This window comes from Sulfurimonas sp. HSL-3221 (genome assembly GCF_021044585.1).
Lineage (GTDB): Bacteria > Campylobacterota > Campylobacteria > Campylobacterales > Sulfurimonadaceae > Thiomicrolovo > Thiomicrolovo sulfuroxydans.
Window position 1 is genome coordinate 1 of the sequence record NZ_CP087998.1, and the last position, 21,306, is coordinate 21,306.

General features: G+C 57.5%; 21 protein-coding genes. 16 read left to right on the top strand and 5 right to left on the bottom strand.

Annotated elements, in window-relative coordinates; translation table 11 throughout:
- The first annotated feature begins 76 nt into the window (after positions 1-76).
- From dnaA to LOH54_RS00035, 7 genes are all read left to right on the top strand, one after another.
- The gene (gene dnaA, locus LOH54_RS00005; protein WP_231019526.1) at positions 77-1,411 is read left to right on the top strand and encodes a chromosomal replication initiator protein DnaA; all 1,335 of its coding nucleotides are present in this window, start codon (positions 77-79) and stop codon (positions 1,409-1,411) included.
- A gap of 194 nt (positions 1,412-1,605) precedes the next feature.
- Positions 1,606-2,676 (top strand): DNA polymerase III subunit beta, encoded by a 1,071-nt coding sequence (gene dnaN / locus LOH54_RS00010; protein ID WP_231019527.1) that lies wholly within the window; start codon positions 1,606-1,608, stop codon positions 2,674-2,676.
- 116 nt (positions 2,677-2,792) lie between these two features.
- Positions 2,793-5,105, top strand: a complete 2,313-nt coding sequence (gene gyrB, locus LOH54_RS00015) for a DNA topoisomerase (ATP-hydrolyzing) subunit B (RefSeq protein WP_231019529.1) — start codon at positions 2,793-2,795, stop codon at positions 5,103-5,105.
- Between the two features lie 3 nt (positions 5,106-5,108).
- On the top strand, positions 5,109-6,515 hold the full coding sequence (locus LOH54_RS00020) for an EAL domain-containing protein (RefSeq protein WP_231019530.1): 1,407 nt from the start codon (positions 5,109-5,111) through the stop codon (positions 6,513-6,515).
- A 3-nt stretch (positions 6,516-6,518) separates the two neighbouring features.
- The gene (queF, locus tag LOH54_RS00025) at positions 6,519-6,902 is read left to right on the top strand and encodes a preQ(1) synthase (RefSeq protein ID WP_231019531.1); all 384 of its coding nucleotides are present in this window, start codon (positions 6,519-6,521) and stop codon (positions 6,900-6,902) included.
- A 94-nt stretch (positions 6,903-6,996) separates the two neighbouring features.
- Positions 6,997-7,338, top strand: a complete 342-nt coding sequence (locus tag LOH54_RS00030; RefSeq protein ID WP_231019532.1) for a hypothetical protein — start codon at positions 6,997-6,999, stop codon at positions 7,336-7,338.
- Positions 7,338-7,823 carry a SixA phosphatase family protein gene (locus tag LOH54_RS00035; RefSeq protein WP_231019533.1) on the top strand — a complete coding sequence of 162 codons (486 nt, stop codon included), beginning with the start codon at positions 7,338-7,340 and terminating at the stop codon, positions 7,821-7,823. The genes LOH54_RS00030 and LOH54_RS00035 overlap by 1 nt, the downstream gene beginning before the upstream one ends.
- Here the strand turns inward: LOH54_RS00035 and LOH54_RS00040 are convergent.
- Positions 7,802-9,088, bottom strand: coding sequence for a CCA tRNA nucleotidyltransferase (locus LOH54_RS00040; protein ID WP_231019535.1), 1,287 nt, complete (start codon positions 9,086-9,088; stop codon positions 7,802-7,804). The two genes, LOH54_RS00035 and LOH54_RS00040, sit on opposite strands and share 22 nt — an antisense overlap.
- A gap of 72 nt (positions 9,089-9,160) precedes the next feature.
- Between LOH54_RS00040 and LOH54_RS00045 the strand changes: the two genes are divergently transcribed.
- From LOH54_RS00045 to eda, 6 genes are all read left to right on the top strand, one after another.
- On the top strand, positions 9,161-9,871 hold the full coding sequence (locus tag LOH54_RS00045; RefSeq protein ID WP_231019536.1) for a YebC/PmpR family DNA-binding transcriptional regulator: 711 nt from the start codon (positions 9,161-9,163) through the stop codon (positions 9,869-9,871).
- A gap of 175 nt (positions 9,872-10,046) precedes the next feature.
- Positions 10,047-11,537 carry a pyruvate kinase gene (gene pyk / locus LOH54_RS00050; RefSeq protein WP_231019537.1) on the top strand — a complete coding sequence of 497 codons (1,491 nt, stop codon included), beginning with the start codon at positions 10,047-10,049 and terminating at the stop codon, positions 11,535-11,537.
- A 15-nt stretch (positions 11,538-11,552) separates the two neighbouring features.
- The gene (gene zwf, locus LOH54_RS00055) at positions 11,553-13,019 is read left to right on the top strand and encodes a glucose-6-phosphate dehydrogenase (protein ID WP_231019538.1); all 1,467 of its coding nucleotides are present in this window, start codon (positions 11,553-11,555) and stop codon (positions 13,017-13,019) included.
- Entirely contained in the window at positions 13,006-13,701 is a 696-nt protein-coding gene (gene pgl / locus LOH54_RS00060) for a 6-phosphogluconolactonase (protein WP_231019539.1), read from the top strand. Before zwf ends, pgl begins: the two co-directional genes overlap by 14 nt.
- A gap of 9 nt (positions 13,702-13,710) precedes the next feature.
- Complete coding sequence (edd, locus tag LOH54_RS00065) at positions 13,711-15,543, top strand: phosphogluconate dehydratase (protein WP_231019540.1); 1,833 nt, start codon at positions 13,711-13,713, stop codon at positions 15,541-15,543.
- Positions 15,540-16,166 carry a bifunctional 4-hydroxy-2-oxoglutarate aldolase/2-dehydro-3-deoxy-phosphogluconate aldolase gene (eda, locus tag LOH54_RS00070; protein ID WP_231019541.1) on the top strand — a complete coding sequence of 209 codons (627 nt, stop codon included), beginning with the start codon at positions 15,540-15,542 and terminating at the stop codon, positions 16,164-16,166. The genes edd and eda overlap by 4 nt, the downstream gene beginning before the upstream one ends.
- 3 nt (positions 16,167-16,169) lie before the next feature.
- Here the strand turns inward: eda and LOH54_RS00075 are convergent, their stop codons facing one another.
- Both LOH54_RS00075 and LOH54_RS00080 read right to left on the bottom strand, forming a co-directional pair.
- Positions 16,170-16,568 carry a hypothetical protein gene (locus LOH54_RS00075; protein ID WP_231019542.1) on the bottom strand — a complete coding sequence of 133 codons (399 nt, stop codon included), beginning with the start codon at positions 16,566-16,568 and terminating at the stop codon, positions 16,170-16,172.
- Between the two features lie 88 nt (positions 16,569-16,656).
- Positions 16,657-17,187, bottom strand: coding sequence for a DUF5615 family PIN-like protein (locus LOH54_RS00080; RefSeq protein WP_231019544.1), 531 nt, complete (start codon positions 17,185-17,187; stop codon positions 16,657-16,659).
- Positions 17,188-17,427: 240 nt separating this feature from the next.
- Here LOH54_RS00080 and LOH54_RS00085 point away from each other — a divergent pair, with 240 nt between their 5' ends.
- Genes LOH54_RS00085 through LOH54_RS00095 form a run of 3 tightly spaced genes read left to right on the top strand, consistent with a single transcriptional unit; the run spans position 17,428 to position 18,455 of the window.
- Positions 17,428-17,694: a hypothetical protein gene (locus tag LOH54_RS00085; RefSeq protein WP_231019545.1), complete on the top strand. Its 267-nt coding sequence runs from the start codon at positions 17,428-17,430 to the stop codon at positions 17,692-17,694.
- Between the two features lie 43 nt (positions 17,695-17,737).
- Positions 17,738-18,217 (top strand): MOSC domain-containing protein, encoded by a 480-nt coding sequence (locus tag LOH54_RS00090; protein ID WP_231019546.1) that lies wholly within the window; start codon positions 17,738-17,740, stop codon positions 18,215-18,217.
- Positions 18,204-18,455, top strand: a complete 252-nt coding sequence (locus LOH54_RS00095; protein WP_231019547.1) for a hypothetical protein — start codon at positions 18,204-18,206, stop codon at positions 18,453-18,455. The genes LOH54_RS00090 and LOH54_RS00095 overlap by 14 nt, the downstream gene beginning before the upstream one ends.
- Positions 18,456-18,463: 8 nt before the next feature.
- Here LOH54_RS00095 and LOH54_RS00100 read toward each other — a convergent pair whose 3' ends face one another.
- A complete protein-coding gene (locus LOH54_RS00100; protein WP_231019548.1) occupies positions 18,464-19,660 on the bottom strand; it encodes an OmpP1/FadL family transporter in 1,197 nt (398 codons plus the stop codon).
- A gap of 299 nt (positions 19,661-19,959) precedes the next feature.
- Positions 19,960-20,976, bottom strand: coding sequence for a flavin monoamine oxidase family protein (locus tag LOH54_RS00105; protein ID WP_231019549.1), 1,017 nt, complete (start codon positions 20,974-20,976; stop codon positions 19,960-19,962).
- Between the last annotated feature and the right edge of the window lie 330 nt (positions 20,977-21,306).

Here is a 21,306-nt window from a genome sequence, read left to right on the forward strand (position 1 = left end):
GCATTATGCCTCAAATTGTCTGCTATAATTCACATCATTATTCACATTGTGGAAATTATAGCGAACGGGAGCTGCGATGACGATCGGCGATACGATTCTGGAGATGCTTAAAGAGGAGATCAGCGAGGTCGAATACAACCGCTACGTCAAACAGATGAGCTTTCTTTCCAAAGCGTCGCGCAGCGACCTCGCCGTTTTCGAAGTGCCCAACCCCCTCCTCGCGAGCTGGATCAAGAACCATTATGCCTCCAAGATCGCCCACCTCTTCGAGATCAAAACGGGGAGCACGCGAGAGGTCAATATCCGGGTCAAAAAGGCCAAGGGCCTCGCCGGGAAAAGCGGCCCTTCTGCCGCGGTCACCCCGGCAGAAGGGCCGAAGCACTCCATGCTCAACCCCGCCTACACCTTTGAAAACTTCGTCGCCGGCAGTTCCAACCAGTTCGCCTACGCCGCGGCCAAGAGCGTCAGCGAGCGGCCGGGACAGGTCTACAACCCCCTCTTTATCTACGGCGGGGTAGGTCTGGGCAAAACCCACCTGATGCAGGCCATCGGCAATGTCATGCTGCTGCAGGGCAAAACCGTCGTCTACACCTCCGTCGAGCAGTTCGTCAACGACTTTACCCGCCACCTGCGCAACCAGACGATGGACCGCTTTAAAGAGAAGTACCGCCAGTGCGACCTGCTGCTGATCGATGACGTCCAGTTCCTCAGCAACAAGATCCAGACCCAGGAGGAGTTTTTTCACACCTTCGAAACCCTGCGCAGCGAGGGCAAACAGATCGTCCTCACTTCCGACAAACCCCCCAAGCGGATCGCCGGCCTGGAAGCGCGGCTGCAGAGCCGCTTCGAATGGGGGCTTGTGGCCGACATCCAGCCGCCGGAGCTGGAGACGAAGATTGCGATCATCAAGAAAAAATGCGAGATCAACCGGGTTATTCTCGGCGACGACGTCGTCAACTATATTGCAACCGTCATCGACAACAACACCCGGGAGATCGAGGGGATCCTCTCCAAGCTGCACGCCTACTCCCAGCTGATGCACCAGGAGATCACCCTCGATTTCGCCAAAAACGCCCTGCGCGAGCAGCTCCAGGAGAAGAGCGACAACATCTCCATCGACGGGATCATGAAGACCATCGCCAAAGAGCTCAACGTCAAACCGAGCGAAATCCGCTCGAAAAGCCGCAGCCGCAACATCGTCGCCGCCCGGCGCGTCGCCATCTACCTCGCCCGCGAACTGACCCCGATGTCGATGCCGCAGATCGCCCAGTATTTCGGGATGAAAGACCACAGCACCGTCAGCCATACAATGAAAAAAATCCACCAGCTTCTCGAAGAGGATGAGAACTTCAAGGTCAAGATCAACGAGCTGCATAATAAAATCACCGCCATGCCGCCGGAGACTGTCTAAAAAAGCACCCTTTATCTATATTTTCTTTGCAAATAAAAAAAGATATAATGTGCCAAGTGAACAAATGTGAAGAAGGCAATCGACTTTATTCACATGGGAAAAGCCCTAAAAGTAGGGATGTTTTCTGCTTTTTCACAAAAAAACGGCAGACTACTATCATCTACTAAAAATTTAAATATATAACAGGAGCTTCGATGCAGTTCGAGATCGCCAAATCCGTGTTGGAAAATATCCTGATCCACACACAGCCGTTTCTGGAGAAAAAAGATCTCTCCCAGATCACATCCCACCTCTACTTCGAAGCGACTGCATCGAACACATTGACCGTCAAAGCCACCGACTATGAAATCGGCCTTGTGATCGAAGCCGGCAATATCAACGTTATCGAGCCCGGCATGGCAACAGCCAACGGCAAGAAACTCCTCGACATCGTCCGCATCCTCAGTGACGGCAACGTCAACCTCAATACGAAAGACGGTATGCTCGATATCACCCAGGGACACTCCGACTTCCAGCTCCCGATGTACAATGCCCAGGAGTTCCCGGCTTTTGCCTCCATTGAGAACAAACCCGGAGTCGAGATCGATTCCGGTCTGCTGATCAACTCCCTGAAAAAGATCACGCCTGCCGCCGATACGAACAATCCGAAGTTCGAACTCAATGGTGCGCTCATCGATATCAAATCCGACCAGATCAACTTTGTCGCTACCGATACCCGCCGTCTTGCCATCATCGCCATTCCGCAGACCAGCGGCAGCGAACTCTCCCTGATCATTCCCAAAAAAGCGATTATCGAGATCCAGAAACTCTTTACGAGCAATATCGACATCTACTACGATGCCACCCATCTGCTGATCAAATCCGACCAGTACACCTTCTTTACGAAGCTGATCAACGGAAAGTTCCCCGACTACAACCGCATTATCCCCGCATCGACACGCTACAACCTCACCCTGCCCAAAAGCGACATCGTCAATGCCATCAAACAGATCACGACAATCTCCAATGACATGAAACTAACCCTGGAGAGCGGCCGTATCCTCTTTGAAAGCCTCAGCGACGAGAACAACAAGGCTACGACAGAGATCAATGTCGACACCGGGATCGATTCCTCTTTCGTCTTTGCCGTCAACAGCCGTTATATACTCGACTTCCTCGGGCAGATCGATCAGACCCATTTTACCCTCGGACTCAACGAACCCAATATGCCTTTCATGCTGCAAGAAGAAGCGTTCAAAACAATCGTCATGCCGATTGTCATCTGACCTGCGCTTCTCTTTTTTCGCAGGCAGAGCCTGCTCCCGTCTCCTCTAAGCCCATAAAATTAATTTATTAGCCCTTTTTGGATAAAATTAAACCCATTTAGCCTACTGGAGCGATCATGGAACAAAATTACGGCGCAGGCAATATTAAAGTCCTCAAAGGACTCGAGGCCGTACGTAAACGTCCGGGGATGTATATCGGTGATACGGGCCATCGCGGTCTGCACCATCTCGTCTACGAAGTCGTCGACAACTCCATCGACGAAGCAATGGCCGGATACTGTGACACGATCACCGTAACGCTCACCAAAGCCGGTACCGCGATCATTGGCGACAACGGGCGCGGGATTCCGACCGATATGCACCCGACCGAGAATATTTCCGCCGCCACCGTCGTTCTGACCGTCCTGCATGCCGGGGGGAAATTCGACAAGGATACCTACAAGGTCTCAGGTGGTCTGCACGGGGTCGGTGTCTCCGTCGTCAACGCCCTCAGTAGCAACCTCCACATGACGATCCACCGCGACGGCAAGATCCATGAACAGGATTTCAAACAGGGGATTCCCCAGGAGATCCTCGAGGTAACGGGAAATACCCGCAAACACGGAACAACGATTGAATTTGCTCCGGATCCCTCAATCTTTACCGAAACGGTTATTTTCGAGTACGACTACCTTGCCAGACGTTTCAAAGAACTCGCCTACCTCAACCCGAGAATCAAGATCATCTTCAAGGATGAGCGCGACGGCAGAAGCGAAACCTACCATTTTGAAGGCGGTATTACCCAGTTCGTTTCCGATCTCAATAAGAAGATCCAGGTCGCTTCGCCGTATGAGTACAATGCAAAAATCGAAGATATCGAACTCGATATCGCGCTGATGTACAACGACAGCTTCGAAGAGAAGGTCTACAGCTTCGTCAACAATATCCGCACCCCCAACGGCGGGACGCATGAAGCCGGTTTCCGCGCAGCACTGACACGTGTCATCTCGACCTACAACAGCCAAAACGGGAATGCAAAAGAGAAAGACGTCAAACTCAGCGGTGAAGATACCGGCGAAGGGTTGATTGCCGTCGTCTCCGTCCGGGTGCCCGAACCGCAGTTCGAGGGTCAGACCAAGGGCAAACTGGGTAACACCTATGTCCGTCCGTTGGTCCAAAAAGCCTCATATGAGCAGCTCTCCAAGTATTTTGAAGAGAATCCTATCGAGGCCAAAGCGATCGTTCAAAAAGCGCTGATGGCGGCGAGAGGACGCGAAGCGGCGAAAAAAGCACGCGACCTTACCCGCCGCAAGGACTCCATGAGCGTCGGTACCCTGCCGGGGAAACTGGCCGACTGCCAGAGCAAAGACGCGACGATCAGCGAACTCTACCTCGTCGAGGGCGACTCCGCGGGCGGTTCCGCCAAGCAGGGGCGTGACCGTGTCTTTCAGGCGATCCTGCCGCTCAAAGGTAAGATCCTCAACGTTGAAAAAGCGCGCCTGGACAAGATCCTCAAATCCGACGAGATCACGAACATGATCACGGCGCTGGGCTGCGGGATCGGCGAAGAGTTTGACGAAGAGAAGCTGCGTTATCACAAGATCATCATCATGACCGATGCCGACGTCGACGGTTCGCACATTCAGACCCTGCTGCTGACCTTTTTCTTCCGCTATTTCCCGACGATCGTCGAGAACGGCTACCTCTACCTGGCGCAGCCGCCGCTCTACCGCTACAAGAAGGGTAAAAAAGAGATCTACTTCAAAAACGACCGTGTCATGAATGACTTCCTGATCGAGAACGGCGTCGAGTCGCTGGAGATCGAGGGAATCGGCCATAACGACCTTGTCTCCTATTTCAAGATGGTCGACCACTACAACAGCAGTCTCGAAGCGCTGGAGCGCCGCTACTCCCTTGTCAGCCTGATCCGCCACTTCATCGAGAACCCGGACATCATCGGGCTGGATTCGGAAAAAATGTACGCCGAGGTCGAACGTTTCCTCGCCGAACGCGGCAACAATATTCTCTCCAAACTCGTTTCCGAAGAGGAGATCCACCTCTTCGTCCAGACGGGAGAAGGGATGGAAGAGCTCCGCATTAACGATGAGCTTTTCAGCGCGCCGCACTTCAACGAGGCGCAGTTCGTTTATGACAAGATGAAAGAGTGGGGTATCGATATCGGCGGCGATCCGCTCGAGATCCTCGAAGAGATCAAGGAGTATGCACGCAAAGGCTCTTACATCCAGCGCTATAAAGGGCTTGGTGAAATGAACCCGGAACAGCTGTGGGAGACGACGATGACACCGGAAAACCGCGTGCTGCTTCGCGTGAATATCGAAGATGCCGAAGCGGCGAGCGATGCCTTCAACCTCTTTATGGGCGATGAAGTCGAGCCGCGCCGGAACTACATCGAGACCCACGCCAAGGACGTCAAACACCTTGACGTATAACCCATGAGTCTACTCTATCCCGAAGCCAAGGAGCGCGAAAACCGCTTTAAACTCGCCCTGCGAATGGGGCTCCCTGTTTTTGCGTTGGCAGTCATCACCACGGCATCGGTGATGCTGCGCTATTTCAATACGATCCCCAACACGTTTATCATTGTTGCCTTCAGTATGCTGGGCATTATGGTCTACTACCTCTTTTACCTGATCTACCAGGGATTCAACGAGCGGATCACGGACCCGATCAGCCATGCCTTTACCCGGGAGTACTTCAGCGCGCAGATGCAAAAGGAGCTGAAGAAAAAGGATTACACCTTCTTTCTGCTCAGCGTCGTCAACCTGGACGATATCAACCAGCAGTACGGGTTTACGAACGGGGACAAAGTGCTTTACAGTGTCGCCAACAGGATCGCCGCCTATCTGAACGAGCAGAAAATGTACCGCGTCCCGATCGCCCACTTCAAAGGGGGGGACTTTATCATCGCGCTCGAGGGAAAGCAGGAGGATTTCAGTTCGATGATGGAGCTGCTCTGCGTCAAGTTCCAGCACTACAGCCTCGAGGAGATCGAAATCGACATCCTGGGCTCCATGACGGATACCCGCCATTCGCGCTCCATCGAGAAGCTGGTCGACTGGCTTTATGAGCTGCAGGGCGAGAACGCGAAAATGCTCAAAACCGATGGGGAGGAGATCGACCCGGACACGGTGGAGCATCTGGTACTCGAAGCGGTCAATGCACGCTCTTTTTCCTATGCGTACCAGGCCGTGTTCGAGGGGGGAAAACCTCTGCTTTTCGAACAGGCCTTCAAGCTGGTCACGGGGGAGGGCAAACTCGTTCACCAGAAACGCTTTATGCCGGTGATCAACCGTCTGGGACTGCTGCGCCGTTTTGACGAAATACAGACCGAAGCGGCGCTGGCCGAAGTTGAAACACTCGAACCGGGGCAGATGATCGCCGTCGATGTCTCTCCCTCTTCGCTGCGCAACCCGCTTTTCCTGGAGCACATTATGATGCTGCTCTCCAATAACGACAAACTCCGATACCGCCTGGTATTCGTGATCAGCGAAAGCAACTTCTATCACCAGACGTCGCAGTTCAATACGAGGCTGCAGGCCTTCCGCCGGGCGGGGATCTACATTGCGCTGGACCGCCTGGGCGGGATTCACGCTTCGCTGCGTTATCTGCAGGATCTTGACGTGGACTTCGTCCGCTACGAGAGCACGCTGGGGAAAAGCATTACGGAACCGAGGGTCCGTGCGCTCGTCGAAGGGTTGCAGCAGACGGTGAAAACGCTGGGCTACCGCAGCTGGATCAGGATGATCGAAGACGAAGCCGCCTATGATGCCGCAAAGGCAGTCGGGGTCGACATGATCCAGGGGAACTATCTCAGTCCCATCGATACCATCAAGGAGTAAAGAATGAAATATGGTGAAGAGATTATCGCAAACTTTGATGTGGAGAAGGATCTTGAGATCTGGCCAAACGAGCACAAACGCGACTATATTATCAAGATGACCCTGCCGGAGTTCAGCTGTCTCTGTCCGCGCAGCGGCTACCCGGACTACGCGACGATCTACCTGGAGTATACACCCGATGAGTGGGTGGTCGAACTCAAGGCGATCAAGCTCTACATCAACGCCTTCCGCGATCGTCACATCTCCCATGAAAACAGCGCGAACGAGATCTATGAAGTCCTCGAGCGCAAACTCAAGCCCAAATGGATGAAAATCACGGCGGACTTCAACCCCCGCGGGAATGTTCATACGGTCATCGAGATCGACAGCAGCCGAATAACAAAATAAATCATATAAATAATATTAATATTATAACGCCATAATATTTAACGATTCTGTGGTAAAATTCTGCCCTAGATTCCATGAGGAGATGGGGGAGAAAATGCAAGAGTCATTAGCGGACTTTTTTCAGACGCAGATGGAGCGTCAACTGGCCAAACGCAGCGGCGACGGTGCGGAGGCGATCATGATGGACATGCGGGACGACGGCATCGATTTTTATGCCGTGCTGAAACAGGATAAGCCGCTCTGCTTCTTCTGCCGGGGTATCCGGTACTTCAAATCCCCCGACGGTACCTTTACGATGCAGGCGGCGGACGGCACGGGGCTTCCCATTGATGAGAACGAATACCGCAGCCGTCTGGATTATGCGCTTTCGTGCATCGGCGCCAGTTCCGAAACGGGCGTCGGCGTGCTCGTCAAGAAACATATCAAAACCCTCTGATGCGTACGTTGACACTGATGCGGCATGCGAAGTCCTCCTGGGACGACCCGGCCCTCGGTGATCACGAACGTCCCCTCAATGCCCGCGGCAAGAAAGCGGCCAAAACCATGGCGGAGCGCCTTCACGCCGAACACTATACCCCCGATCTCGTCCTTGTCTCTTCCGCCCGGCGTACCCGGCAGACGGCGGCGGCATTGCAAAAAGTTTATGACGGGGCGTTAGCCGTCCAAACGGAACCGTTATTGTACGAGGCTTCGTCCGAAACCTACGCCGAGGTGATCCGAAAGGTCGATGACGCCGTCGACGAACTGATGATCATCGGACACAACCCGACCATAGAGTGGATCGCCGAAACGTTGGGCGGAAAAGCCGTCCACATGCCGACCGCGGCCTATATCCGATTCGAGATCCCCTGCAGCTGGTCGGCATTTCAATTCGAACGCTATAAAACACTCGCCTACGATTACCCCAAATCCGACAAATAATCCTTCAGCCATGCCTTTGCACCTTCCTCATCCGAGAACGCGCCCTCGAGCTGGGCGTCGTAGGCCGCATCCAGGATCGTTTTGAAACGGGGGGAGGGTGATAGCCCGGCGGCGATAAGCGCCTCCCCGTTCAGCAGGGCGGCCCTGGGCGCATTCAGCACGCCCAGTCTCTCCGCCTTGTGCAGCAGCCAGGCCACGGCGTCGCTCGTCTCGGCGGCGGGGTGGCGTCCCCGGTAGCAGGCTTCGGCAACGGCGGCGATCGTATCGATGCGGACGTCCCGTGCCAGGCGCATTACCTCCGCGTCCGACGCCGCTTCGGCGTAGAGCCGTTCGGGTTGGCCGTGGTACTTTACATAATCAAGCACGTTCAAAACAAGCCGTTTGTCATCGGTGAGTGAGGTGAGAAAGGCGTTTGGATCTCGCATGCCGATGCAGAGCGGGGCGAACATCATGGCAAGGGGGTCGCTTTCCACGCGGCGGCGGATAGATGCCATCGTATCGAGCGCCCGCAGCACGACGTCCCAGAGATCGGTCGTCTCCAGGGCGGCAAGTTCGGGAAAGAACGGGGTGATGTGAAGAAGATGCATCGTCCGCAGTCCGACGGAGGGGGTGTCGGATTTGAGCAGCAGCTTTTTGAACTCTTCGAAAATGCGCTCTTTGGGCAGTTCGGCAAGCAGCCCCTGTGCCATCATCGTGTGCGCCAGACGTATGAGATGCGGGTCCGGGATGAGACGGAAACGGGCGGAGAACTGTACGGCGCGCAGCAGCCGAAGCGGGTCTTCGACGAAGGTGCTTTCATTGACGCAGCGCAGGGTTTGGGTCTCCAGGTCTCTCTCTCCGCCGTAGGGATCGAGGAGCTTCTGTTCGACCGGATCGTAGCCGATGGCGTTCACGGTAAAATCGCGCCGTTTGGCCGCTGTTTTAAAATCAAACGTCTCAAACGTCGTGACGGCAAAGCCCGTATGGCCCGGTCCGGTTTTCGTCTCGACCCGGGGAAGGGAGAGGTCGAGGTCGTAATCGCCCAGGCTCAGTTTGAGAACGCCGAAGGATTTGCCGACGCTGTTGACGCTGCCGAAGGGGGTCAGCAGTGGGATAAGGGCCTCCAGGGAGGGGGCGCCGAAACACTCGATATCGATATCCTTGCTGGGAGCCTCCAGCAGCGCATCGCGCACATAGCCGCCGACAAACACGGGGCGTACCCCCTGCGCGGCGAGGGCGTCAATGAGTGGGGCGAGGGCATCGGGAACGGCGGGCATCGGCTTCATACCGTTATTGTAGCAAAGGCTTTTGCTATAATTGCGGAAACAAAAGGGGAGACCCCCTGTAAAGAGGATACGATGGGTAGAGCGTTTGAATACCGCCGCGCGGCGAAAGAGAAGCGCTGGGGCAATATGTCCCGGATTTTTCCGAAACTGGCCAAAACGATCACGATGGCGGCCAAAGCGGGGGGACCGGACCCCGATATGAACCCGCAGCTGCGTCTGGCGATCCAGACCGCCAAAGCGCAGAACATGCCCAAGGACAACATCGAGGCGGCGATCAAGCGCGCCAGCGGGAAAGACGCCGCGGACATCGCCGAGGTCAATTTTGAGGGCAAAGGGCCGCACGGCGCGCTGATCTTCGTCGAGTGCGCGACGGACAACAACAACCGCAGCGTCGCCAACGTGCGCAGCTACTTCAACAAAAGCGGGGGCGAACTGCTCAAAACCGGTTCACTCGAGTTCATGTTCGACCGCAAAGCGGTCTTCGAATTTGAAAAAACGGACGCGATGGATCTTGAGGAGATGGAGCTTGAGCTGATCGATGCCGGTCTTGAAGAGCTGGACGAGAACGAGGGCACCGTTTACGTCAACGGCGACTATACCAGTTTCGGTTCACTCCAGGAAGCCCTGGAGGGGATGGGAATCGAAGTGAAGAAGGCCTCCTTGCAGCGCCTTCCGAACAATCCGCAGAGCTTCACCGAGGAGCAGATGGAAGAGGTCGAGAAGCTGATCGACAAACTTGAAGAGGACGATGACGTCCAGGCCGTCTACACGAACATCGAATAACCCCCTGCGGGGGCCCTACTGCCTCCCCGCTGACCACCCACTGCCTTTTTTGTAATCATTCTGCTACTGTACCGCGATACGATTTTGGTTATCATAGTTCCAAGAATGCCATTTCCGGTCTGCGGTCCGGAGACGTGTTTTGGCGCAATGTCCGGAAGGACTCTGAAGGATTGCGATGAAAAAACATACCAAGATTCTGGCGACAGTAGGCCCCGCGTGCGAGGACGTCGACACCCTGGAACGGATGATCCGTGCGGGCGTGAACGTCTTCCGTCTCAACTTCAGCCACGGGACCCACGACTACCACGAAGCCAATCTCAAACGCATTTACGAAGCGGCGAGCCGCTGCGGCCTGATCGTCGGCGTGCTGCAGGATATCAGCGGACCGAAGGTGCGCATCGGCCTCATCGACGGCATCGTGGAGCTCTCCCCCGGCGACAGGATTGAGTTCACGGCCGAAGAAAGCGACGGGGTCTTTATCGCGCCGGGACGCCTGCGCCTCAGCCTCAACCACCCGGAACTGCTGGCCAAGGTTGAGAAGGGGGAGGCGATCTATTTTGCGGACGGCTCCCTGCGCACCACGGTCGTCGCGACGGGCGACAGCGTTGTCTGCGAAGTGCAGAACAGCGGCCAACTCAGCTCCCGCAAGGGGGTCAACTTCCCCCACACTTCCCTGGGACTGGAGGTCCTGACGGCAAAGGACCGCGAAGATATAGCCTGGGGGGTGAAGAACGGGGTCGATTTCATGGCGATCTCCTTCGTGCAGACGGCAAAGGACATGGAGGACGTTCGGGCCGAAGTGGAGCGCCATGGCGGGAATACCCAGCTGATCGCGAAGATCGAGAAGTTCGACGCCGTCGAAAACATCGACGCGATCCTCGAAGCCAGCGACGGGCTGATGGTGGCGCGGGGCGACCTGGGAATCGAGGTCCCTTTCTACAAGGTCCCGACGCTGCAGAAGATGCTTATCCGCAAAGCCAACGAAAAAAGTAAACCCGTCATTACCGCCACGCAGATGCTCCTCTCCATGACCCAGGCCGAACGGGCGACGCGGGCGGAGATCAGCGACGTCGCCAATGCCGTGCTCGACGGTACCGACTGCGTGATGCTCTCCGAGGAGAGTGCCGTGGGTGCCTACCCGGTCAAAGCGGTCGAAACGATGACGGAAACGATCCGCGAGACGGAGAAGATCTACCCGTACCACAAGTTCGCGCAGTTCGAATGTTTCGACGAGATGGACGTGATCGACGAATCGGCGGTCCTGCTGTCGCAGAAGATCGACGCCGAGGCCATTATCGCGCTGACGGCCTCGGGGCAATCGGCGAAAAAACTGGCCCGCTACCGCCCCGAGAACCCCATTTTGGCCGTGATGCACAGTGACCGCGTGGCGCGCCTTCTCACCCTGGTGTGGGGGGTCGTTCCGGCGTTTCTGACGCGGACGACGAGCGTGGACAAGATGCTCATCGAAGTGGTGCAGAGCGGTCTGGCGCGGCAGGTGCTTGACCGCCACGCCATGTACATCGTTACCGCGGGCGACCCCATCGGCGTGCCCGGTACGACGAACGCCATCCGCATTCTGCGCGAAAACGAGATGGAGTATTTCGCGTCGGCGGCGCTCAAAAAGCGCTCCAAGAAGATGCCAGAGGGTACCGCAACCCTCTTTTAATAAAGGACGACCGTTATGAGTGAAACCGCCAACGTTTGCGATATTGTTATTTTCGGAGGGCACGGGGATCTCTCCCTGCGCAAGCTCATTCCCGCCCTTTACCACCTCTGCAGCGACGGCTACGTCGCGCCGACGAGCCGCATCATCGCCACGAGCCGCCACGAGGTGTCGCGCGAGGAGCATCTCGCCCTGGTCAAGGAGAAGCTGCAGCTTTTCCTCAAAGAGGGGTGTTTTGAAGAGGCGCACTGGGAGAGCTTCGCCCGGCAGCTGGAGGTCGTTACTGTTGACCTGGGCGTGGAGGAGAGCTACGGTGCCCTCGCCCAGATGCTCGGCGAATACCCCGACCGCGACCGCGTCAACTACCTCTCGACGGCGCCCACCTTCTTCGGTCCGATCTGCAAAGCGCTCAACCACTGGGGGCTCATCACGCCGGTCAGCCGCGTGGTCCTGGAGAAGCCGATCGGCCGTGACCTGGCCTCCTCGAAGGAGATCAATGACGAGGTGGCCCTCTATTTCGAAGAGCAGGCGATCTTCCGGATCGACCACTACCTGGGGAAGGATACCGTTCAGAACATTCTCGCCCTGCGCTTTTCAAACATGCTGTTCATGCCCTTGTGGAACGGACAGGATATCGACCACGTGCAGATCACGGCGGCCGAGAGCGTCGGTCTGGAAGGGCGTCACAGCTACTACGAGGATTACGGCGCCTTCCGGGACATGATCCAGAACCACCTGATGCAGCTGCTCTGCCTTGTGGCGATGGAGCCGCCCTGTTCGCTTGAAGCCGACAGTATACGCGACGAGAAGGTGAAGGTGCTGCGTTCGCTGCGCCCCTTCGCCTCCGGCGACGTGAGCGAAAAAACGGTCCGCGGCCGCTACACGGCGGGGATCATCAACGCCGAGAAGGTGCCCGGATACCTCGAAGAGGGGGTCTCCCCCGATTCGACCACCGAGACCTTTGCGGCGGTGCGGGCCGAGGTGGACAACTGGCGCTGGCAGGGGGTGCCTTTTTACCTGCGGACCGGCAAGCGGATGAGCAAGCGCTACACGGAGATCGTCGTGCAGTTCAAAGAGGTCCCCTACCAGATCTTCGCGAACAAGGGGCGCTGCATCTCCCCCAACCGGCTGGTGATCATGCTGCAGCCCGAGGAGAGCATCAAGCTCAAGATCATGACGAAGATCCCGGGGCTCTCCGAGCAGATGCACCTGCGGGAGATGGCGCTCGACCTGAACATCCCGGAAAACGCGCCGCGCACCCCGGAAGCGTACGAACGGCTGCTGCTCGACGTCATCCGCAACAACGCGACGCTCTTTATGCGGCGCGATGAGGTCGAAGCGGCGTGGCGATGGGCGGACCCCATTCTCGAAGAGTGGGAAGGGGGCGCGGTCGGCCTCAAGAGCTATGCCGCCGGGACCGACGGACCGACGGCGGCCATCGCCATGATCGAGCGTGACGGCAGGAGCTGGTATGAAGAGCACTGAGACCGTTTTTCACATCTACGATTCGCTGCCGACCCTGCACAAGACGCTTGCCTACAAGGTGGCGCGGGACCTCGATGCGGCCATAGCGGAAAAAGGGAGCGCCTCGCTGCTGCTCTCGGGCGGCAATACGCCCCGTCCCTTCCTCGTACAGCTGGCCGCCGAGAACGTCGACTGGAGCCTGGTGACGGTGGGGCTCGTGGACGAACGCTGGGTCGACCCGGAATCGGGGGCGAGCAACGAAAACCTGGTCCGCAGCGAATTGCTCGCCAACGGGGCGGAGGCGGCCACCTTCGTCGGCATGTACCGCCCGGGCGAAACGGCGGCGGAGGCGGTAGCCGGGGTTGAGGCCGCTTACAAGGCTTTTTTCCCCTTTGACGTCGTGGTGCTCGGCATGGGAAGCGACGGCCACACCGCCTCGCTCTTTCCGGGCCGTCCCGAGCTGGAGGGTCTGCTGAACGATGCCGCCCTCTGCGGGGCTGCCGAGGCCCCGACGGAACCGAAAGAGCGGATGTCGCTCTCGCTGCATGCCATCGCCGCCGCCGCGCACTGCTACCTGCACATCGAGGGCGGGGCGAAACTGGCCGTATACGAAGCCGCCCTCGACGGTGATGATGTGGCTATAATGCCTGTTCGTGCCGTGCTGAACCACCCCGACATCGCACTGGAAGTCTTTTACGCCTAGGAGGTCATCATGCATCCCGTTATCCTTGAAGTGACCGAGCGGATCCGCACGCGATCCACCCCGACCCGTGAGCGCTACCTGCAGCGGATCGACGCGGCGCACCATGCGCACCGCGCCAACCGCGAAGTGCTTGGGTGCAGCAACCTTGCCCACGCCATGGCCGCGGAGTCCGAAGATGAAAAGAGCAAATTGGCGGGAACGGTGACGCCGCATATCGGGATCGTCACCGCCTACAACGACATGCTCTCCGCCCACCAGCCCTACGCCACTTACCCTCCGCTGATCAAGCGCGCGCTCATGGATATCGGCGCGACGGCGCAGGTGGCCGGCGGGGTTCCGGCGATGTGCGACGGGGTGACCCAGTCGCAGCCGGGGATGGAGCTCTCCCTTTTCAGCCGCGATACCATCGCGATGGCGACAGGCATCGCCCTGTCGCATAACGTCTTCGACGGCGCGCTTTACCTCGGCGTCTGCGACAAGATCGTACCGGGGCTGCTCATCGGGGCGCTGACCTTCGGACACCTGCCCGCCGTCTTCGTCCCCGCGGGACCGATGCCCTCGGGGATCAGCAATGCCGAAAAGGCGCTTGTGCGCCAGGAGTACGCCCAGGGCAAGGTCGGCAAGGACGCCCTGCTGCGGACCGAGGCCGCTTCGTACCACAGCAGCGGGACCTGCACCTTCTACGGCACGGCCAACTCCAACCAGATGCTGATGGAAGTGATGGGGCTGCACATCCCCGGCAGCGCCTTCGTCAATACGAACACGCCGCTGCGCGACGCGCTGACATCGGCGGCGGCGCAGCGGGTGGCGGCGCTCACCCAGCTGGGAGAGGCCTACCTGCCCGTCGGACGGATGATCGACGAGCGCAGTTTTGTCAACGCCGTCATCGGCCTGATGGCAACAGGGGGGTCGACGAACCACACCCTGCACCTCATCGCCATGGCAAAGGCGGCGGGAATCGTGCTGACCTGGGACGACTTTGACGCTCTCTCCGCCGTGACGCCTCTGCTTTGCAAGATGTACCCCAACGGCCAGGCGGACGTCAACCATTTCCGCGACGCGGGCGGCATGGGGCTCGTTATCCGCGAACTCCTCGACGCGGGGCTGCTGCACGAGGATGTCCAGACCGTGATGGGGACGGGGCTGCGCCGCTATACGGAGCGCCCGGCGCTGGAAGAGGGTGCGCTCGCCTTCCACCCCGCGCCCAAGGCGTCACTCAATCCCGAGGTTGTTTCGACCGTGGAGGAGCCCTTCTCCCACGAAGGGGGGCTGGCCCTGCTGGAGGGGAACCTCGGCCGCAGCGTCATCAAGATCTCAGCACTTAAACCAGAGCTGATGCACATCGAAGGCGAAGCGCGGGTCTTCGACTCCCAGGAGGCGCTGCAGAGCGCGTTCAAGGCGGGGGAGCTCGAACGCGACTTTATCGCCGTCGTCCGTTTCCAGGGGCCGGGGGCCAACGGCATGCCTGAGCTGCACGGTTTGATGCCGCCGCTGGGCGTGCTGCAGGATAAGGGGTACAAGGTCGCCATTGTCACCGACGGCCGGATGTCGGGGGCGTCGGGCAAAGTGCCTTCTGCCATCCACATGACGCCCGAAGCGGCCCACGGCGGTCTGCTGGCCAAAGTGCGCGACGGGGACCGCATGGTGCTCGACGTGCACGAAAAGCGGCTGGAGCTGCTGGTCGATGCGGCGGAACTGGCTGCGCGGGAACCCGCGTCGCCGTCGCTTCTGCACAATCGTCACGGCATGGGCCGCGAACTTTTTGCCCTGATGCGCCAAAACGTCGGCAGCGCGGAAGAGGGGGCGACGATCTTTGACGCCGTCGGAGAGGAGCGGGCATGACAGCAGCGGAACTTTTTAATATCTCGCCGGTCGTGCCGGTCGTCGTGCTTGAAAAAGCGGAAGACGCCGTACCGTTGGCCGAAGCGCTGCTTGAGGGCGGTGTCGGCATTATGGAGGTGACCCTGCGCAGCGACGCGGCCCTGGCCTCCATCGAGGCCATTGCCAAAGCGGTGCCGCAGATGCATGTCGGCGCCGGGACCGTTATTGACGCTAACGGCCTGCTACGGGTCCGTGAGGCGGGCGGCCAGTTCTCGTTCAGTCCCGGCATCAGCCCGGAGCTGTTGGAAACGAGCGCGACGGAGGGGATCGCTTTCATCCCCGGCGTCGCGACGGCGAGCGAAGTGATGATGGCGATCAACGCCGGCATCACGGGCTGCAAACTCTTCCCCGCCACCGCCGTCGGGGGCGTCGAATTGCTCAAGGGGTTCGCCGGGCCTTTTCCGGAGATGCGTTTCTGCCCCACCGGCGGCGTCAGCCTCACTAACATGAACGACTTTCTCGCCCTGCCGAACGTCTCGTGCGTCGGCGGCAGCTGGATCGTGCCGAAAGCGGACGTGGGTGCGGGGGCGTTCGGGAAGATTACGGCGCTGTGCAAAGAGGCGATTGCGAAAGCGCAACGGTAGCGCTCACTGCTCGATCTGGCGCAGGATCTCCTTGGCTATCCGCTCCATCCGTTCCAGGCTGATATGGGCCTTTTCCAGGAACACCGGGTTGTACTGCTCCGGGTCAGACCACTCCTTGCCCTTGATCTGGCACCTTCGGGCAAGCTTTTCGATGCCGAGGTCGTGCAGGGCGAATCCCAGTTCCGTCCACAGAAGGGTTAGATCCTTCTCCGCGGCGTGGTCGCGTTTGCCGGTGTCGCGCACCTGCCGGATATAGACGGAAGTCTCCCGCGCGGCGGTGATGACGTTTCGCAGCGCAGTGACGGATTGCCGTTTGCGCGCTTCACCGGCACGGCCCAGGTTGATGAGCCATGACCCGGTATGTTTGAAGATGTCCCAGAGTACGCCGGCGCTAATATCCATCATTTCCCTTTAAAGTGTTTACGTTAAAAATAAGCAATCTCTACTTGGTTCGTGGCTTATTGATTACTTCGTATAGGGTGCTAGTTCCCTAATTGAGTTCATATACATGGTTCCTATCATTTAGATCATATAGGGTCTTTATTATCTTGCCAGTTTCTGATATTGAGTGGAGTTCCCAATGCCCATTTTCTCTAATAATCAATTTCTTTCTATAAAGAAAGCCTGCACCACTTGAAATAATATTATACATTTGAACGATTTTTTGTGTGAGTGGAGACTCGCCCCCTTCTTTGTGAGGGAGAAGAATATAACCATAGCATTCTCTGATAGGGTATTTACTTTCATCCATAAAGTCATCGTCATGGGAAAGGATGATTCGTCTTTCTTCCCTTGCAAATCGCCAAACACGATCATCTTTGTATCCAAGCATCCCCTGTTCCCATGGGTCAGTAACGTTACCACCAAGATAGCGTATCAGGTCAGTGACACCTTGTCCAAGATTTTCATCTACAAAATATCTTGGTTTCCTGATGAACTTAAAACCATTTTCTTGTTCAAATGTTTTCTCGAATTCTTTGATTTCTTTATCCGATGGATATCTTATTTTTTCCCAACCCATATCTTTATCTCAATTACTTTATTAGTTTAGGAAATATTACTCTATCAAAAGAAACTCTGTCAAATGAACAGATGTATCCAGCAGTAACACATTGGAAAATGTTATGCGTAGTGATGAAAAATAGCGCAGATTTAATAGGTAGAGAACATGAATTTTTGTAATAATAATGTGACAAGGCTGAGACGCTGCAGAGTCGGTAGCGCAGTAGACTTACGCATTTTATTATTAAGGAATTATCAGATGTTCATCACGTCAAAAGAGGTTGAAACCGTCATTGGAAAAGAGCTGGCAGACCGCCTGTGTGAATGGCTGCGTACGAGTTCGCCGATCAGCTGCATTGTCGAGCAGGGCGCTGAAGATGCCATACGGTTCAACGTGGACGAGGCCATGGATTTTTCCAAGATCAAGATGCACAGCGATGCACTCAAGCGCGAGTTTTTCCCCCACATTGCGAAGCTCAAACAGTACATGGCCAGCACCCCGGCACGCCCGGATCTTTCCGCCTAACCCCTCTTTCCCCACCCTGCCCGGGCCTGGTATGATTTCAGGCATGAATGAACGAAGCGGCAGGGTGGTCTCCCTCATTATCGGTCCCGAAGCAAAAACGGCGCTCGAAAGCGTACCTTCCGTTACTGCCGTTGCGGGCAGGGGGCTTGCCGGCGACCGCTACTATTTCGGCCGCGGCAGCTTCAACGCGCCCCAGTTCGACCCAGGCGTGCGCGAGGTGACGCTGATCGCCGCCGAGGCGATCGCCGAGTGCAACCGGAGGCTCGGTACGGCGCTCTCCGCCGCTGATTTCCGGCGCAACATCGTTACGGAAGGGATCGACCTTGCCGCACTCAAGGGACAGCGGTTCCGTATCGGGGAGGTGACGCTGCGGTGGGTGCGGAGCGCGCCGCCCTGCCGCTACCTTTCGCGGCTGCTTGGCGAGGATATGATGGCGGGTCTCAAGGGAATAGGCGGTATCCGTGCCGTGATTGAGAGGGGCGGGGCGATCAATGAAGGAGACACGGTCCATGTCCTATCGTGAAAAACTGCGTGCCTTTCCCGACGGGGCGCAGGAGGTACTCTACGAGGGGAAGCGTTACCTGATGCGCAAAGAGACGCACCTGGACGGCAGGCTCATCAAACTCTACGCCGAAGAGCTCGGGGGCAACGACTTCGTAAGCCTGAACTACTACGAGACAGCCGCCGCCCCGCTGCTCAAACCCTGCGAGATGCCCGCCGAAAAAGTGATCGCCTTTATTGAGAACGCTACGTTGCGGTGAGCGCGCCCTTAGAAGGCGTAAGTCACCTGCATGCTGACGCTGGACTGGCTGTGTTTCGATCCGATTTCGTATGGGCCGGAGAGGTTGGCGGAGGTAAACCGTTCTTCGACTTCCGGCGCATAGGCGATGGCGAGGTCGCACGCGAGCGTTTCGTTGAGGTGATAGGTTCCCCCTACAGTGAAGTGCTGTTCCACGGTGGCCGGGAACCCGAGCAGGTTGAACATATTCAGTGCCGCGCCGCCGTTGCTCATCCAGTCGAGCTCTTTGATCGGGCTTTTGGCGTAGTTGTATCCCGCTCTGAGCTGTCCCAGTTCGGACGTAAACTCATAGCCGATCATAAAGACGTCTTGATCGCTCCAGCCGAAATCTTTGTACCCTTTGGCGTCGCTCCAGGCGATACGCTTATAGTCGAACGCGGCGGTATGGCTGCCTAGAGTGTAGGAGAGCCCCGCACCGTATTCGACCGGCTGCTCCAGCTCCGAGGAGATGCCGGTAACGCCCGCAGTGGCAAACGGGGCCGTTGCATTCGTCAGCTGGTCTTTGTAGTCCATCGTGATGGCGGATTTATAGACGAGGCCCACCTTGGCGCCCGTGATGCCGGCTTCGCCCAGGTCGTAAGAAGCCCCCAGGGTGTACCCAAAAGCGATATCCTGTGCGATGCCCGAGCCGACGGTGCTCCCGTTGTTATAGTTGATATCGAGTGCGCCGTACTGGATGATCGCCGTCGCGCCGATGCTGAAGCCGTGGGAGGTATACGCTACCGGGACGCCGAACTGCATCAGCTGCAGGTTCGTCACCATCTGCATCGTGGTCCCTGAGGTGTCTTCGCGGTAATCGGTTCCCATGCCCCCGGTGCCCCACATCCCGACGCCGAGGTAAAGGTTGTCATTGATCTTGGCCGCAATCGATACTTCCGGAATGACATTCAGGTCGGCATCGCTCTGCTGGTAGCCCGCACCGCCGTCGTATTTGACATCCGGCATGAAGATCGTGCCGCCGAATGAGATCTCCGTGGCGGGGACTTCGGTAATCATTGCGGGGTTGGCCAGGGCCGATTCCGCCCCGTGGCTCAGCCCGATGCCGATACCGCCCATGCCGCGCGCTTTGGCTCCGAGACCGATAAGGTGGTCTCCGTTGGTCGCGAATGCGGACGTTGCCCCGAGTGCTGTCACGGCAGCAAGCGCCAGTCGTGTTGATTTGTTCATTTGTTCTCCTAGAAAGCTTTTTAAAAATTCAAAAAAAGAGTGCGACTATCTATCACAATTTTTTGGTTGCATAATAATCTATTGCCTGCGTAAAATGAATGGGCAATTCTGTCAAAAATTTGCCTATTTCTATAAAAGAGGGACGTTTTTGTATGAAAACAGTGTTAATTGAAATGGGGTTTAAAAAATAAATTTTTTTAAAAAAACAAGGATTTTTACAGATAGGTTTCAGTGGTGTAACATATGTGATACCGATCACAGGATGGCAGCGTGCTGCGGCATCCGGCCGAGCCGTGCGGTCAAGCTTCCATCAACGTTTTTGCCAGCCGCATTGCGGCGATGACGGCGCCTTCGAGGTAGCCGCCCTCCTCGGCGGAGGTTTCCGTCCCGCAGAAGCGGATGCGTTCCGAAGCCTCCGTTTCCATCCCGTAGCGGGGGTGGGCGTCGAGGGGTTCGCGGTCGGCGGGGACGGAGGTATAGGGGTCGCTGCGCCAGTTGTGGTAGCGGAAGAGTTCGTAGTCGCGGGCCTGCGCTCCGAAAAGGCGCTCAAGCTGTTCGATCACGCGTTCAGGCTGGGAGTCGTCGGCGGAACGGGTGTGGTAAAAGCCGAAAAGCGCCCCTTTGTTCCGGGTCGAAGCGTCGTGCACTTCGGAGAGGGGGCCGCGGTGGCTGGTGGCGAACCCGCTGAGCCCCCGCTCGCGCCAGAACGGTTCGGCATAGGTGACGATGCACTTGGACGAAAAGCCCATCCAGGTCGGGATGGCGAGCATCTTTTCACGCATCGGCGCCGCCAGCGGCGGTTCAAAAGCGATGGTGTCGGCACAGAGGCGTGGCGGGAGGGTGATGATGCAGTGCGAGGCCCGCAGCGTTTCGCCGTCGGTCTGCACGGTGACACCCTCGCTGTCGGAGTGGATCGTACGCACGGGGGTTTCCAGCCTGATGTCGACGTCGCCTAAGCGTTCGGCCAGGGAGGATGTCAGCATGCCCGCCCCCCCTTCGATCCTGTAGGAGGGGGCATTTTGCCCGGTGCGGAAGTACTGCACGCCTTCGGGCGCGTCATAGGCGAAGGCGCCCTGGTCGTAGTGGCGGAACAGGGTGAGGCCCAGGGCATCGATGAGGTGCCGTATGTGGTGCTGGTGGGGCCAGATCCAGGTAGGGCCGAGGTCGAAGCGCTCCCCCGCCTCCTCTACCGTAAGGATCCTGCCGCCGATGCGCGGCCGCCCTTCGAGCAGGGTGATGCGGTAGCGCTCTTGCAGCAGGTAGGCCAACAGCAGACCGTTCAGGCCCGCCCCTACGATAATGAGTTCCGGTTTCATGTGCGAAGTATATTCCTTTTAGGATCAACCCAAACGCTTAAACAGTTTCTGCATTGAAAGCTTTATGTTGGCATCATCTTTTGCTTCGGGGGTGTGCACAATCCGTTCCGCTCCGCCCCGTCTGTGGCTTCTAATGTTAAGCAAAATTTCTGCTTTGCGGAGGGCTTGCCTGGCAGGGCTGTCAGGGCTTTCGGCGCCGATGATGTATTTCGTACGGTGACACATCAACCTTACGGATTCACGATTTGGGAAAAGGGTTTCTTGCCTTTAAGTAGCGTCCCCCTATACTTGTGGCAACGAAAAAAGGGGCGTAGAACCCCGAAATAACAA

Bases quoted from the DNA above. Each gene is read 5' to 3' on its own strand.
- LOH54_RS00030 (WP_231019532.1), top strand. From the start codon at position 6,997: ATGCAAGAGTCATTAGCGGACTTTTTTCAGACGCAGATGGAGCGTCAA.
- LOH54_RS00035 (WP_231019533.1), top strand. From the start codon at position 7,338: ATGCGTACGTTGACACTGATGCGGCATGCGAAGTCCTCCTGGGACGAC.
- dnaA (WP_231019526.1), top strand. From the start codon at position 77: ATGACGATCGGCGATACGATTCTGGAGATGCTTAAAGAGGAGATCAGC.
- queF (WP_231019531.1), top strand. From the start codon at position 6,519: ATGAAATATGGTGAAGAGATTATCGCAAACTTTGATGTGGAGAAGGAT.
- LOH54_RS00085 (WP_231019545.1), top strand. From the start codon at position 17,428: ATGTTCATCACGTCAAAAGAGGTTGAAACCGTCATTGGAAAAGAGCTG.
- edd (WP_231019540.1), top strand. From the start codon at position 13,711: ATGCATCCCGTTATCCTTGAAGTGACCGAGCGGATCCGCACGCGATCC.
- LOH54_RS00100 (WP_231019548.1), bottom strand. From the start codon at position 19,660: ATGAACAAATCAACACGACTGGCGCTTGCTGCCGTGACAGCACTCGGG.
- gyrB (WP_231019529.1), top strand. From the start codon at position 2,793: ATGGAACAAAATTACGGCGCAGGCAATATTAAAGTCCTCAAAGGACTC.
- zwf (WP_231019538.1), top strand. From the start codon at position 11,553: ATGAGTGAAACCGCCAACGTTTGCGATATTGTTATTTTCGGAGGGCAC.
- LOH54_RS00105 (WP_231019549.1), bottom strand. From the start codon at position 20,976: ATGAAACCGGAACTCATTATCGTAGGGGCGGGCCTGAACGGTCTGCTG.
- LOH54_RS00090 (WP_231019546.1), top strand. From the start codon at position 17,738: ATGAATGAACGAAGCGGCAGGGTGGTCTCCCTCATTATCGGTCCCGAA.
- pyk (WP_231019537.1), top strand. From the start codon at position 10,047: ATGAAAAAACATACCAAGATTCTGGCGACAGTAGGCCCCGCGTGCGAG.
- LOH54_RS00075 (WP_231019542.1), bottom strand. From the start codon at position 16,568: ATGGATATTAGCGCCGGCGTACTCTGGGACATCTTCAAACATACCGGG.
- LOH54_RS00040 (WP_231019535.1), bottom strand. From the start codon at position 9,088: ATGAAGCCGATGCCCGCCGTTCCCGATGCCCTCGCCCCACTCATTGAC.
- dnaN (WP_231019527.1), top strand. From the start codon at position 1,606: ATGCAGTTCGAGATCGCCAAATCCGTGTTGGAAAATATCCTGATCCAC.
- LOH54_RS00080 (WP_231019544.1), bottom strand. From the start codon at position 17,187: ATGGGTTGGGAAAAAATAAGATATCCATCGGATAAAGAAATCAAAGAA.
- eda (WP_231019541.1), top strand. From the start codon at position 15,540: ATGACAGCAGCGGAACTTTTTAATATCTCGCCGGTCGTGCCGGTCGTC.
- LOH54_RS00020 (WP_231019530.1), top strand. From the start codon at position 5,109: ATGAGTCTACTCTATCCCGAAGCCAAGGAGCGCGAAAACCGCTTTAAA.
- pgl (WP_231019539.1), top strand. From the start codon at position 13,006: ATGAAGAGCACTGAGACCGTTTTTCACATCTACGATTCGCTGCCGACC.
- LOH54_RS00045 (WP_231019536.1), top strand. From the start codon at position 9,161: ATGGGTAGAGCGTTTGAATACCGCCGCGCGGCGAAAGAGAAGCGCTGG.
- LOH54_RS00095 (WP_231019547.1), top strand. From the start codon at position 18,204: ATGTCCTATCGTGAAAAACTGCGTGCCTTTCCCGACGGGGCGCAGGAG.